The organism is Methanosarcina subterranea, from assembly GCF_055385895.1.
Genome location: NZ_AP042426.1, coordinates 1,803,130 through 1,816,129, shown reverse-complemented (window position 1 = coordinate 1,816,129; position 13,000 = coordinate 1,803,130). Strand labels below are relative to the sequence as shown.

Here is a 13,000-nt window from a genome sequence, read left to right as displayed (position 1 = left end):
AACCTGTTGGTTGTAACTGGTGGAAAGGACCTTATGGCCGTTTCACCTGTGGAAAAGATTTCCCACGGCAATATACTACAGATTTGATCAAAACAAAGAGGATGACATTCATGGACTTTGAAAAATTGAGACATGGGACCGAACTTATCAAGAGGGGCTTTGCACGGATGCAGAAAGGGGGTGTGATCATGGACGTTACAACTCCAGAACAGGCCAGGATCGCAGAAGAAGCCGGAGCAGTTGCTGTTATGGCCCTTCAGGCTGTCCCTGCAGATATTAGAAAAGAGGGTGGAGTTGCCCGGATGGCAGACCCTGAAATTGTCCAGCAGATCATTGATACGGTCACCATTCCTGTTATGGCAAAAGCAAGGATCGGACACTTTGTCGAAGCCGAAATCCTAGAGGCGCTTGGCGTTGACATGGTTGACGAATCCGAAGTCCTTACTCCTGCAGATCCTTTCTATCACATAGACAAGACCCAGTTTACAGTGCCTTTTGTCTGTGGAGCCAGAAACCTCGGAGAAGCTCTCCGCAGGATCAATGAAGGTGCAGCCATGATCCGGACTAAAGGAGAAGCCGGAACAGGCGACGTTAGCCAGGCAGTAAAGCATATGAAGCAGATCCAGGGAGAAATTCGTGCTCTTGCCGGCAAGACCAAAGAAGAACTTATAATGGTTGCAAGGGATATCGAAGCCCCGATCGAACTTGTAGTTGAAACCTCTAAAATGCAGCGCCTGCCCGTGGTAAACTTTGCAGCCGGCGGAGTTGCAACCCCTGCCGATGCGGCTCTTATGATGCGCCTTGGAGCAGATGGGGTCTTTGTGGGTTCAGGCATTTTCAAAGCTGAAAACCCTGAGAAGATGGCAAAAGCAATCGTTGAAGCCGTAAACAATTATGATAACCCTGCAAAGCTTGCCGAGATCTCAAAAGGCGTGGGTGCAGGTATGAAAGGTATCTGTGCAGACATGATCCCCATCGAGGAAGCCCTGCAGGAACGCGGATGGTAAAATCCACTAAGTAATCCGAGTTGCGTCACCCGAATTGCGATTCGGGATCACAGGAAATCAGAAATTTCCTGGGAGTTGCACTGCAAGTGCAACAGCCCGCAATCCTTTTCGCTTCGCTCAAGAGGACTAATTTAAGGGTTATAGCAATGAGCTTCTTTAAAGAAGCTAAAATTCAATTTTTTAAAAACAGATTTATTCTTATAGGTTTGTAAGAGTAGAATCAATTTAATTTTTACATTTTTTGATTCAACAAATGAATGATTAATTTCTGGAAAATGGTGTTTTTAATGAAAATAGGTGTAATCGCTATTCAGGGAGCGGTTTCTGAGCATGTTGATGCTTTAAGGAAAGCCCTTGCAGAGAGAGGGGTAGATGCAGAGGTAGTTGAGATAAAGCATAAAGGAATTGTCCCGAAGTGCAGCGGGATTGTGATTCCTGGCGGGGAAAGTACAACGCTTTGCAGGCTACTCGCCCGTGAGGGGATTGCAGAGGAGATTAAGGAGGCGGCTGCAAGAGGAGTTCCTATCTTAGGGACCTGTGCAGGGCTGATCGTGCTTGCAAAGGAAGGAGACCAGCAGGTAGAAAAAACAGGGCAGGAACTGCTCGGAATCATGGACACCAGGGTCAACAGAAACGCCTTTGGGAGACAGAGGGATTCTTTTGAGGCGGAACTTGAAGTGTCTATCCTTGATTCTCCGTTTACAGGCATATTTATCCGGGCTCCGGGAATTGTGAGCTGTGGGCCGGGTGTGAAGGTGCTTTCAGAGCTTGAAGGTATGATTATTGCTGCAGAGCAGGGGAATGTGCTGGCTCTTGCTTTTCATCCGGAACTAACTGAAGATTTGCGCATTCACCAGTATTTTCTGGATAAGATACTTAACTGCTGAGAGTTACAGGGGTCAGGGTCATGGGTTTTTTCAATAACTGACCCTAATTTTTTCATTCGTCTGTTTCTTTATGTTTATGAATCCCTTTACTTTTTCTACGAATTTTCTCCACTTTTTAACTACTTGGATTGAAACTATATTAAGGAATACAATTACAATACTAGCTATTGAAAGTAATATTAATTCAAGTGTTGCATATATTATGAAATGGAGTAAATTTGTTGGATACCATTCTTGAAATGTTAATAAGTAAGTATCTCTCAAAAAAATACGTTAAACCGACATCTAAAATCCATTTCTTACCTAAAAACGGAGGAAATGACAGGTCGATAAATGGGAGTTTTAGTAGGGGTTTTTGTGACAACAAGTTAATTAAGGAGGGAATTTTTCTGTGTCTGAAATGGAACAATCGACCTGTCGGGCATTATCATAGGGGTAAATGTATAAAAAGCTATTGATAATTATTAATTAGTAACTATCTTCCTCATAATCTAATCACAGGGTATCTTTTAAAAGGAGTAAATGTATTTTACATTGAGGAAAAACTGGAAGATACAGACTGAGGACAGGAGGAATAAGGTATGACTGAAGCCTCGGTTAAACATGGTGCTAAATTATAGACAATGAATATCTTCTTTGGCATGAAAGTGCCTTCAAGTACTTTCATTTTTTGTGCCTGCTATTTGGAAAATTTCATGTGCGTTTTTTGTATTATTTTAGCTGGTTCATTTTTTTCTTCACCTTGAAACTTTTTACTAAAATATAACATTCAATTTAATTGAAAATTTTATGTAAATAATTTAATATATAACGATTGTACATTATAGTTCGAGTTAGGAAGTAAGACCACTTAACTCTACCACAAACACACCCAAAATCGTAACAGACCAGTACAGTAAACCCACAGAAGCTAGTACTACCATTATAAAAGGTCTGAAATCACTGATATTTCTTAAAATTAAATGCTTGTGCGAGCATAAATTTAAAGAAGCTAGCTGAGAGGCAGTAAGTTCAGTGACTTTAGACCTTTTAAGATGGATTTTTGCTTACAGGTGCTTCAATTGGCTTTAATTTTTACTAATTTTAAAATAGAGTTCTTCTTTGCTCCAATCTCCCAATAACCAATTTTTATATATTTGTCGCTCTTTAGTTGTTTATAATCTAAAATATCCTCAGCTTTCTAACTTACTAATATTAGATAGGTTACGTATGAGGATTTATTCTAATAAAACAGATCTAATGAAGGAGTGAAGTAAATGGTCAAATTGAGCAACGAAATGGTAGAAGATTTCGCAAAAATGAAGATTTTTCCCTTTGCAACTGCCTCCAAGAATGGAGATCCGAATGTCATACCAATTGGCTTCTGTAAGCTTCAGGAAGATCGAGAGACAATCTGGATTGCGGATAATTTCTTCCATAAGACTCGCCACAACCTTGAAGAAAACCCGAGGGGAGCAATTTATGTCTGGGGTCCCGAGATCAAAGGCTGCTACCAGATAAAAGGAGATTTTGAAATCAAGACCGATGGGGAAGACTACGAAAAAATGTATAAGGCTGTGAAAAGCATGGGGGACAGGTTCCCTGCAAAAGCCCTTGCCGTTATGAAAATTACAGAAGTTTATGAGTGCAGATCCGGTGAGGGAGCCGGAAAACAGCTTCTCTGAATGCTTATCTGAATAGCTTATAAAAGTTACGATTTTATTCTGACGTTGAGGACGAAAATACATCCTCACAGCATCTCTTTTTTCATAAAATATGCTGGATAAGAGTTATCCGGCGACTTTTTTTCAGTCAATTGTTCTAATTTCGTAACAATATTTAATAATAACAGGAATGCTGATTGTTTGAGAATTTGCACAGTAGTTATATATAGTCGGGCTTTTAACCTTTTTTGGGTAGTAATATGAAAAGATGGAAAATATTAATAATATGTATTATTATGGGACTGATTTTTGTTCCTGCGGTTTCAGCCAAAGAGGAATACACGGTAAATTCTGACACAGAAGATACTTTTACTTCTGCCGGAAAAGATTATATTATTAGCCCTTGGGTAGAAAATTCATCTGATGCAGAAAACCCCATTTTCTCTGTGCTGTCAACCCAGTACATAACTCAAGGACAGACTAAAACTCACTATGTAAGTGTAGGTTCAGGAATAAATTATCTTGAAGTGGACTTGAACTGGGGAGATACGAGTGATTCTCTTACGCTTAGGATCTCTACCCCATCGGGAAGTAACTTGGGACCCTACCGTGATAATTCTGATGGAAGCGTAAATGGCAGGATACATTTCAGTATCGACCCTTCCCAGGGGTATGTAGAACAGGGAAGCTGGGAGTTCAAGGTTTATGGGGAATCGGTTAGTGGAACCGAGGACTACACATTTAATCTTTACCAGCACTAAGCTTGAAAAAAAGCTTATCATCTGTTTACTATTTTTTATTCTAGCAACAACAGCCGAGGCTACCGAATATACTGTAAGTCCTTTTCCGAGCGATCAATCTGGAGCTTCAATTAATGGAGAAGAAGTAATAGAACTTAAGGACTTTACAGTTTACTGGCAGTTCCTCCTGTGGCTGGCCCTGATGCACGTCTTATCGATAATAGATATACTGCTGAATCCTGCAAAGCTTATTTTTGCAATACTCGGGTTCCGAATTGTAGATAGAGTAAACGTACTTGACAATCCTGCTCGGGATAGCATTTATGCCTATATTAAAGCTAATCCTGGAGTGTGTTTTAGCGATATTGCGAAAAATACTGGCTTAAACAGGGGAACGGTTAAGTATCACATACAAATTCTGGAAACTCAAAATAAAATTGATATTTATAAGAATAGTGGAAAAACATGGTATTTCCAGAATAACTCCATTTATGGTGAAAGAGAAAAGAAAATCTTTGTGATTTCTCAAAACGTAACGAACCAGAAGATAATCTCAGAAATATTAAATGGTAAATGCAATACAAACGTGGAGCTTGCGCGTGAAATTGGAGTCTCAAGGGGTACGATTAGCTGGTATATGAAAAACCTTAAGGAAATAGGCCTTATAAAGGAAACAAAAAGAGGAAGAAGTATAATCTATAAAATAAACATTTCGTACAAAAACCTGATAGAAAGATACAAGTAAATATTTAACTGTTCTGCATATGTTACATACAAAAAGGATCTAGAAAAGTTAACCGCAATTTACTGCCATCTTTTTTTTATGTCAGAATACTTTTGTTTTTCAATTCATCATCTTTTAAACCCCAAAACTACCTTCTTTTTGGAATAGGAAATTGAATCTTGTTATGATTTCAGTAATAGAATGAAATTCCCTTTAACTGATCAGTGTTTTATGACTTTACCTTTGAAGTTAATTTTTCCTATTTTATAACTAAAAAAGTAGTTAGTAGCAATATTGCAAGGCTAGAAAATCTTGTAGAATTCAGTCTTACTTAATTCTCACTATAGAGAAATGTAATGTCTTAAAAAATATTGCTATTTTTTCCTAAAAGGAATGTCCAAGCATCGAAGACGCAGACACAAATCGACAGGCTGTAAGTAACATTATTTATAGCTTCTGTGTAAGCTCTCAAACTATTTTTCTGTTAATTTATTTCAGATTTGTATTCTTCTCTTATGCCTGATTGTTTGAGAGTTTACACATAAAACTTTTAAAGGATTATGAGTTTTTTGAATGTGGGAATGTTCTGCAGGATTCAGTAGAGTTTGAGCCCTCCCCTGAATCCTGCATACCCGAAGGCAAGAAATATTTTAATTTATAACTATTTTAAAGTTTGTTTCTTGCCTCTTAAACAAAAGTGAAGAGGTGAAACAGAGTGAAATTAAATAGTAAAGTTAGAAAAATCAGCGGGCTTTTCATGATAATGCTCGTTGTAGGTATGATACTGGTTACGCCTGCGATGGCATGTCCGGCTGGGACAGATTGCGGAAATAATCCAAGTGCTGGGAATGTTGGGGAACCTATAGAACTAACAGGTGAGGAAAAGGATAAACTTCTCAACATGGCTCTGGAAAATGATGAAGTTATAAAATACCAGAAAGATTTAGAAAATGAAGGATTTGAACAAAAAGACGTTAAAACATATACCATACCAGTAACATTAGAAGACAAGTCTGTGATCGATGTTCAGATTGTCACATTCCAATTTGAATCAGATGATCAAGATACTAAAGGAATTAGTTTTGCCTGCAATAAGCAGACAGGTGAGACAGTTGTAGCGAGAGGATATTGGGCGTGTGCAGAATGTCTTGCGGTACTAGTAGCTGGTGGCATTGGTTGTACCACAGTTTGTGTAAGTCCAGCTGGGGCACTTACTTTGGGAACTCTTTGTATTGGCTGTTTAGGAGCTACACAAACCTTGGCTGCGTGTCCCTGCTTTAAATGTGGCTGTGCAGCGGGAGATAGTGATGGCTGTTGGTGGGCTAATTACTTAGGTTGTTCATAATTAGAGTATACTCAAAACACAAAGATGATTAAGATGCGAAGAATAAAGATTAATACGAAGAGATGGGGTAATATTCTCCTCGTCATTTCTTTTTTTATAATGTTGTTTGGCGTAGTAGATTTTTTTGTAAACCCTGACAATTACTCTATAACTATTATACTGCTGAGCTTTGCAGCATTGTTTTCATCTATTAAAATGCGTGCAAAAAAAGATCTACCTATACTGCAATTTGCGGCTGGTTTGTGTATTGTTCTAGCACTTGTTTCGCAGGCAATTCTTACACAAAACCAGTATTTTGCGGTACTTGGACTTATAATCCTTATAATTTTTGCAATAGATTACATTAAACATTCGAAATATATGAAAAATCAGGTTTGATTTATATGAATTTAAAAATCTGTATACTTTCAATACTAATTATGTTATCATTAGTGGGAATTGCTTGCACGGTTAACACCCAAAATAATTCACAGATCAGTTACAATTTAACGTATAATTTCGATAAGAGTGATAAACTCGATTATAGCAGTGTGCATTCAATCGAAAAGCCAAAAAAAACAGTTTCTGAAAATATTGAAATGCTAGTTTCAGATGTTGGGAAAAACCATATCGCTATGCAAGTAACATCGATTACTACGACAAATGAGAATAAGACTGAAGATTGTTATAATATGAATATGACAGCTCATGGAAATCTTATAGAATTAAACTCCAAAAACTTGACGATACCGGAAATACAACCAGAGTTACCAAACACGCTAAAATATCCTGCAACAGAAATAAAAAAAGATGATGTTTGGAGAACAACTTTTGATAAAGTTGGTAATGTTACCTCCACGGAAGGAGTTATTGAATATGATTTGGTTTCTATGACTGAATATAAATGCATAGGTCTAAAAACAATTTCTGTCGACGCAGGGAACTTTAATTGCGTAGGTATCAGAAGTGACATGAATTTCACATTAAATATGACAACAACGAGCTATAACAAAACTATTTATACAATCACAACTGGAAACACATCTGGTGAGGATTGGGTGGATTCAAAAGGCGGGTTTTTAGTCAAGTCGGAACACAACGCAAACAAAATTATAAAGACCGATTATTCTGACACGTATAAGGAAATTGGATTCGAGAAATTTTATCGAGAAACTCCACTAAATTCGTATACAGTAAGTGAACTGACTAATTTCCAGTAAGGTGAATCAATGTCTTAATAATCAGAGTTTGGAACAGAGCTCCTCACAAAACTCAAAATTGGTCCTCAAAATTTCGAATTTTGAATGATCAATTGAGTTTCTCATCATGAAAAATAGTTCTAAAACCTTTATTTTTTAAAAAGAAATCTGCTTTTGGGATGAGTTCATAAACTGAATTTAAGTTCAATTTACTTGTTAGGGATTTCTATGAAAAGCAGTTCTCATGCAATAACTGTACTGGTTATTATTTGTTTATCTCTTATTTTTATTCCGGTAGCCTGCGCAGATCAGATCACAATTCAGTATTTTCATCAAAAAGGCTGCTATGACTGCAAAATAACCGATCCAATTGTCGATCGAATAGAAGCTCAATATAATAATACTATTGTTATATCAAAAATTGAAACCAGTACTGCTGATGGTTTTAATCAATGGAATAAATATGGTTTTCTTGAAGTCCCGGCTATTGTGATAAACAATGAAACAAAGATTCCCAAAGAAGAAATTACTGAAGAAAAGCTAAAAACTTTAATTGATGAATATCTTGTTGAAGAGGAAAATATTGCTGAATATACCACAGAAGAAGCAACGAAAAAAGAACCGGACAACGAGTATATAAACACAAACCTGAATTTGCCATTTGCCTATTCTCTCGGACTTTTTGCGGGTTTTTCACCCTGCCTGATGGCCATACTTGGATTTCTTTTAAGCTTTACCGCGGGAACCAGCAATAGCGCAAAAAGCGGTATGGTACGTGCAACGGTATTTGGATTAGGGCTGGTAGGTTCTTACTTAATATTGGGCCTGTGTTTGCTCTCATTCCGAAAGTCAATTCCAGATTTGGAAAGCTTTTCTTTTGTTACAGGCATCGTTGTAATTCTCATTGGGTTAAACCTTCTGGGGTTCTTGAAATCTCCTGTAGTTCTGGATAATTATTTTCAGAGTTCTGCCAAGAAATATGCAGGCACTCTGGGTGGAGTTTTCTTTCTTGGGATATTGTTTTCTTTTGTAAAAGTTCCCTGCACTGCTCCGATGCTCCTTGTACTTCTCAACAAGACTATTACAAACGGGACTGTTAATGATCTGGCTCTATTGTTTGCTTTCAGTGGCGGAGTATTAACTCCTTTTATTGGAGTTGGTTTGATAGGGGGCTATACTCTGTCTAAACAGATACGTTCATATAAAGTGTACCTGAAAAAAATTAGCGGATTTGCACTTATTTTACTGGGTTTATGGATTATGGCCTGAATTAACTAATGAAGACAAAACATCGAAGTTAAATCTAAATAATTGATTAACATATGAAACTTGTGTAATTTATATATAATCTATTCATGCGTCTTCGGTTAAGTGAAGAATCATGATAAATTGCCTCCACTTTCATAACAGTTGTCAAATCTTTAATCCTATTATAGGCTGGGAAAGGTATCGATTTCATGTAAATAGGCCAAAACTTAAGGCAGGCTTCTGGTGCAAAATCGATAGCTTTCGGGCAAGAAAATTCCTTAACCGATGACCAATGAATAACTCTCATAAAAATCAATAATACAGATTAAGATAGAAGGTACTGATTGTTAGGGGTTCTGGTCGGAAAGCTTATATTCTTTGACTTTTTAAATTACTGACTAACATAACAAAAACCCGGAAGATGTTTGTATTATTCATATTCATAGGACTGATAGACATTCCTGAAGTTTCAACCGAGGTGAATACTTGGAAAGCTCTGATAAGGAAGATTCTCCTGTTTCTGCCGAAAAAGAATACATGTCAGTCCCTGGATAGAAAAAGGTTTGAGGAGAATCGGTCAGTGAAACCGAAAACTAGACATTTAGTCTTTACCAGCATTAAGCTTCAAAAGAAGCTTATCGTCTGTTTGCTATTTTTCCTTTTAACAACAATTGTAGGGAAAACAAATGTACTTAATAATCCTAACCGAGATAGCGTTTATACCTATATTGAAGCCAACCCTGGAGTTTGTTTTAGTGACATTGCAAAAAATACTGGCTTGAACAGGAGGACAGTCCAGTATCACATACAAGTTCTGGAAACTCAATATAAAATTGAAGTTTACAAGGAGGGCGGAAGAATAAGGTGTTTCCAAAACTCAACATATAGTGAAAAGGAAAAGAAAATTCTTGTTACCTCTCAAAACATAACGAATAAAAGGATAATTTCAGAAATATTAAATGGTAAGTGTAATACAAACGTAGCTCTTGCGCGTGAGATTGGAATTTCCAAGGGCACAGTTAGCTGGTATATGAAAAATCTTAAGGAAATTGGTTTTATAAAGGAAACAAAAAGAGGAAAAAGTATAATCTATAAAATAAACATTTCGTACAAACACTTGATAGAAAGATACAAGTAAGCATCTGATCCACTTCACGGTATTGTGTACTAAAAAGCTTTTAGAAAAGTTTACTAGAATTTCTTTTTGTATCAGAATACTTTTGTTTTTTCAATTCCTAATTTCTTGAACTTCTAACCTGCCTTATTTTGGAATAAGGAATTAAATATTGATTGCAGCTTCAATAATAAAGTGAGATTCCCTTTGTACCGATCACACTTTTGTTTTACGACTTTCTCTATTGGAGCCGGTTTTTCTTACTTTATAACTAAAAAGTAGTTAGTAGCAATATTGCAAGGCTAGAAAATCTTGTAGAATTCAGTCTTACTTAATTCTCACTATAGAGAAATGTAATGTCTTAAAAAATATTGCTATTTTTTCCTAAAAGGAATGTCCAAACATCGAAGACGCAGACACAAATCGACAGGCTGTAAGTAACATTATTTATAGCTTCTGTGTAAGCTCTCAAACTATTTTTCTGTTAATTTATTTCAGATTTGTATTCTTCTCTTATGCCTGATTGTTTGAGAGTTTACACATAAAACTTTTAAAGGACTATGGGTTTTTCAAATGTGGGAATGTTCTGCAGGATTCAGTAAAGTTTGAGCCCTCCCCTGAATCCTGCATACCCGAAGGCAAGAAATATTTTACTTTATAACTATTTTAAAGTTTGTTTCTTGCCTCTTAAACAAAAGTGAAGAGGTGAAACAGAGTGAAATTAAATAGTAAAGTTAGAAAAATCAGCGGGCTTTTCATGATAATGCTCGTTGTAGGTATGATACTGGTTACGCCTGCGATGGCGTGTCCGGCTGGAACAAATTGTGAAAATAATTCAATCTCTGGAGATTCAATACAGTTAAAAGGAGAAGACAAAGAGAAACTAGTTAATATGGCTTCATTTGTATTCGGTTAAGGATTTTGAGCTGCGGATCTCGATTTCGACGGAAAAACTCAAACCCAAATGTTTAGTGTTTAAATTGAAATCGATATCAGATTCCAGTTTTGCATTTGATGAATAATTTAATAAATTTTATGAAAATCAATGCAAGTGATAACGATTTTTCCTTAACCGATGACCAATGAATATGGCTTTAAAAGATACTAAAATCAAAGAATTTCAAGAGCAATTGACAAAAGAAGGATTCATACAAAAGGACTCTGAAGCATTAATTATGCCAGTGAAAAATGAAAAAGATGGTTCAACAAAGGAAATATCATTTGTTGCAATACCCTTCCAACATAAAGAATCTCAAGAACTCAAAAATATAATATACACTTACAATCCCCAGACCGAAGAAAGCGCAGTTGTATCAGTAGAAGGGGGGCTTAGCGATTGTATATATAACTTAGCAATTTGTTTAGGGAGTTTTTCTGGTTGTGCAATAGTTTGTGGCCCACTTTTGGTACCAGATCCAGCTGAGCCAATTGAGGCAGAACTTTGTTTGTCATGCATACCAATTGCTTTTGGATCCTGCGGACTTGCCTATAATGCATGTTACGATTACTACTTTGGAGATGAGTGACGTAGCGGACTATAAGCATCACGGTTATGAGGAGATAGATTAAATGAGAATAGTTTTAAAAAGGAATTCTAAAATATTCCTTCTTTTGTTTTTTTCTTCCATTTTTGCCATTATAGGAGGTATTATAACAACCATAAAAACTCCAATGAATTTATCTGTAAGCGGATTATACTTAATATTGGCTGGAATTGGACTTTTTTTTCTTGTACTTTCTATTTCTACAAAAGACCAAAAATCAGTTAGAACTTGGGCCATATCTAGTGGTATTTTTTATGGTATTGCACTTCTTTGTGGGAGTTTGATTTCATTCAGATCTGGTCATATCATAACTGCAAAGATAGTTGCTTTATGTGGGACATTTGTTATTTTGTTGACATTATATTCGATCATTTCGACCTTAAGGAGGGGAAAGCAGCATGAATAAAAATCCAAAAAAGAGATTTGAAGTACTACTCATACTGTTCATAATTTCTGTATTTGGACTTGGTTGTATTGGAGAAGCTCTAACTAATTACAATCTAAAATATAATTTTGATACGGGTGATATATTTGTTTATAACTGTACATATCTTACAGAAAAAACAAAAGATACAGTGCCAATTCGCATTGAAATGTTAATTTCAGACTTTGATGGAAACAATATCACTTCAAATGTAACATCTACAAAGATAATAGATGGGAACAATACAGAATCTTCATATACCACAGTTATGGATGTTTATGGAAACCTAATAAGATCAGATCCCGAAAACAGAATCATACCAGAAATACAACCAGAGTTGCCAAATCTATTAAAATATCCAGAAAAAGGAATGCAAGAAGGTCAGTCCTGGACAGTTATATTCAATAAGACTATAAATTACAATTCATCATTAACAGACGAATTAGAAGGCACAAAAAAATATACTTCTATAGGTATAAAAACAGTCTCGACAAAAGCTGGAAAATTTAAATGTGTTGGTATAAGATCAGAGGTAAATTTCACTGCAAACACAAAGAAAGAATATGAGAACTCAACCATTAATTTAACAACAATAGGCAAAATCTCTGGAGAGGACTGGGTAGATCTAGAAGACGGATTCTTAGTTAAATCCGAATATAATGTGGATAAAATTTTGATAACAGATCTCTCCGAAGTTTATAAGGGTATCGGAATTGAAAACTACTATCTAGAAACTCCAATGAAATCGCATATAAGTAGTGAACTCGAAAACATCAGGAAAGAATGATAGAATAACATTAAGGTTCATACAATTATTTGTAATTTTACCCATTTCATCTTACTTTTGGCAGTGACATTAGAGATAAAAAATATTTTTCAAGGTACCGTTTTGGAACATTCGCTAACTCTATATTCGGTTTAAAATTGGTTAACATGCGGCTCAACTCCCACTACACATATAAGTACTGAATTATTCATTAAAGTTTGTATGAGAGATTAATAATCGATCATGTGTATACCTAGAAACTGCACACAATTTGAAAGCATTATTTCAAAATCGGCACCATTGAAATTAATCAAAAATTAAATGTCGACTTGCTGAAAGCAAGATGTTATGGTGACTTAAGAAATAAATACACAAATTTT

Annotated in this window: 14 protein-coding genes; 13 read left to right on the top strand and 1 reads right to left on the bottom strand. The window is 36.0% G+C overall.

What is annotated here, in order from left to right; translation table 11 throughout:
• Positions 1–110 precede the first annotated feature (110 nt).
• Together pdxS and pdxT are read left to right on the top strand one after the other, a co-directional pair.
• Entirely contained in the window at positions 111–1,007 is an 897-nt protein-coding gene (gene pdxS / locus ACZ5A8_RS08070) for a pyridoxal 5'-phosphate synthase lyase subunit PdxS (protein WP_322224080.1), read from the top strand.
• A gap of 287 nt (positions 1,008–1,294) precedes the next feature.
• Positions 1,295–1,894, top strand: coding sequence for a pyridoxal 5'-phosphate synthase glutaminase subunit PdxT (gene pdxT, locus ACZ5A8_RS08065; RefSeq protein ID WP_464533237.1), 600 nt, complete (start codon positions 1,295–1,297; stop codon positions 1,892–1,894).
• A 30-nt stretch (positions 1,895–1,924) separates the two neighbouring features.
• Here the strand turns inward: pdxT and ACZ5A8_RS08060 are convergent, their stop codons facing one another.
• Positions 1,925–2,158, bottom strand: a complete 234-nt coding sequence (locus tag ACZ5A8_RS08060; RefSeq protein WP_464533235.1) for a hypothetical protein — start codon at positions 2,156–2,158, stop codon at positions 1,925–1,927.
• Between the two features lie 992 nt (positions 2,159–3,150).
• On the opposite strand from ACZ5A8_RS08060, the gene ACZ5A8_RS08055 reads away from it, so the two are divergent.
• The 11 genes from ACZ5A8_RS08055 to ACZ5A8_RS08005 all read left to right on the top strand — a co-directional run bounded on the left by ACZ5A8_RS08055 (position 3,151) and on the right by ACZ5A8_RS08005 (position 12,641).
• Complete coding sequence (locus tag ACZ5A8_RS08055) at positions 3,151–3,558, top strand: pyridoxamine 5'-phosphate oxidase family protein (protein WP_464533233.1); 408 nt, start codon at positions 3,151–3,153, stop codon at positions 3,556–3,558.
• A 239-nt stretch (positions 3,559–3,797) separates the two neighbouring features.
• Positions 3,798–4,298, top strand: a complete 501-nt coding sequence (locus ACZ5A8_RS08050; RefSeq protein WP_464533231.1) for a hypothetical protein — start codon at positions 3,798–3,800, stop codon at positions 4,296–4,298.
• Complete coding sequence (locus ACZ5A8_RS08045) at positions 4,258–5,022, top strand: winged helix-turn-helix transcriptional regulator (protein ID WP_464533230.1); 765 nt, start codon at positions 4,258–4,260, stop codon at positions 5,020–5,022. Before ACZ5A8_RS08050 ends, ACZ5A8_RS08045 begins: the two co-directional genes overlap by 41 nt.
• 694 nt (positions 5,023–5,716) lie before the next feature.
• The gene (locus ACZ5A8_RS08040) at positions 5,717–6,346 is read left to right on the top strand and encodes a hypothetical protein (RefSeq protein ID WP_464533228.1); all 630 of its coding nucleotides are present in this window, start codon (positions 5,717–5,719) and stop codon (positions 6,344–6,346) included.
• Between the two features lie 383 nt (positions 6,347–6,729).
• Positions 6,730–7,545, top strand: a complete 816-nt coding sequence (locus ACZ5A8_RS08035; RefSeq protein ID WP_464533227.1) for a hypothetical protein — start codon at positions 6,730–6,732, stop codon at positions 7,543–7,545.
• 207 nt (positions 7,546–7,752) lie between these two features.
• Positions 7,753–8,793 (top strand): cytochrome c biogenesis protein CcdA, encoded by a 1,041-nt coding sequence (locus tag ACZ5A8_RS08030; RefSeq protein WP_464533225.1) that lies wholly within the window; start codon positions 7,753–7,755, stop codon positions 8,791–8,793.
• A 400-nt stretch (positions 8,794–9,193) separates the two neighbouring features.
• Positions 9,194–9,910: a winged helix-turn-helix transcriptional regulator gene (locus tag ACZ5A8_RS08025; RefSeq protein ID WP_464533223.1), complete on the top strand. Its 717-nt coding sequence runs from the start codon at positions 9,194–9,196 to the stop codon at positions 9,908–9,910.
• Positions 9,911–10,601: 691 nt separating this feature from the next.
• Positions 10,602–10,802 carry a hypothetical protein gene (locus tag ACZ5A8_RS08020; RefSeq protein WP_464533221.1) on the top strand — a complete coding sequence of 67 codons (201 nt, stop codon included), beginning with the start codon at positions 10,602–10,604 and terminating at the stop codon, positions 10,800–10,802.
• 172 nt (positions 10,803–10,974) lie between these two features.
• On the top strand, positions 10,975–11,412 hold the full coding sequence (locus ACZ5A8_RS08015; RefSeq protein ID WP_464533220.1) for a hypothetical protein: 438 nt from the start codon (positions 10,975–10,977) through the stop codon (positions 11,410–11,412).
• A 43-nt stretch (positions 11,413–11,455) separates the two neighbouring features.
• The gene (locus ACZ5A8_RS08010; protein WP_464533219.1) at positions 11,456–11,836 is read left to right on the top strand and encodes a hypothetical protein; all 381 of its coding nucleotides are present in this window, start codon (positions 11,456–11,458) and stop codon (positions 11,834–11,836) included.
• Entirely contained in the window at positions 11,829–12,641 is an 813-nt protein-coding gene (locus tag ACZ5A8_RS08005) for a hypothetical protein (RefSeq protein WP_464533217.1), read from the top strand. Before ACZ5A8_RS08010 ends, ACZ5A8_RS08005 begins: the two co-directional genes overlap by 8 nt.
• Positions 12,642–13,000 lie beyond the last annotated feature (359 nt).

What these genes read in the sequence shown, in the direction of transcription:
- ACZ5A8_RS08025 (WP_464533223.1), top strand. Translation starts at nt 9,194, where the DNA reads ATGTTTGTATTATTCATATTCATAGGACTGATAGACATTCCTGAAGTT.
- ACZ5A8_RS08055 (WP_464533233.1), top strand. Translation starts at nt 3,151, where the DNA reads ATGGTCAAATTGAGCAACGAAATGGTAGAAGATTTCGCAAAAATGAAG.
- pdxS (WP_322224080.1), top strand. Translation starts at nt 111, where the DNA reads ATGGACTTTGAAAAATTGAGACATGGGACCGAACTTATCAAGAGGGGC.
- ACZ5A8_RS08015 (WP_464533220.1), top strand. Translation starts at nt 10,975, where the DNA reads ATGGCTTTAAAAGATACTAAAATCAAAGAATTTCAAGAGCAATTGACA.
- ACZ5A8_RS08005 (WP_464533217.1), top strand. Translation starts at nt 11,829, where the DNA reads ATGAATAAAAATCCAAAAAAGAGATTTGAAGTACTACTCATACTGTTC.
- ACZ5A8_RS08050 (WP_464533231.1), top strand. Translation starts at nt 3,798, where the DNA reads ATGAAAAGATGGAAAATATTAATAATATGTATTATTATGGGACTGATT.
- ACZ5A8_RS08030 (WP_464533225.1), top strand. Translation starts at nt 7,753, where the DNA reads ATGAAAAGCAGTTCTCATGCAATAACTGTACTGGTTATTATTTGTTTA.
- ACZ5A8_RS08035 (WP_464533227.1), top strand. Translation starts at nt 6,730, where the DNA reads ATGAATTTAAAAATCTGTATACTTTCAATACTAATTATGTTATCATTA.
- pdxT (WP_464533237.1), top strand. Translation starts at nt 1,295, where the DNA reads ATGAAAATAGGTGTAATCGCTATTCAGGGAGCGGTTTCTGAGCATGTT.
- ACZ5A8_RS08010 (WP_464533219.1), top strand. Translation starts at nt 11,456, where the DNA reads ATGAGAATAGTTTTAAAAAGGAATTCTAAAATATTCCTTCTTTTGTTT.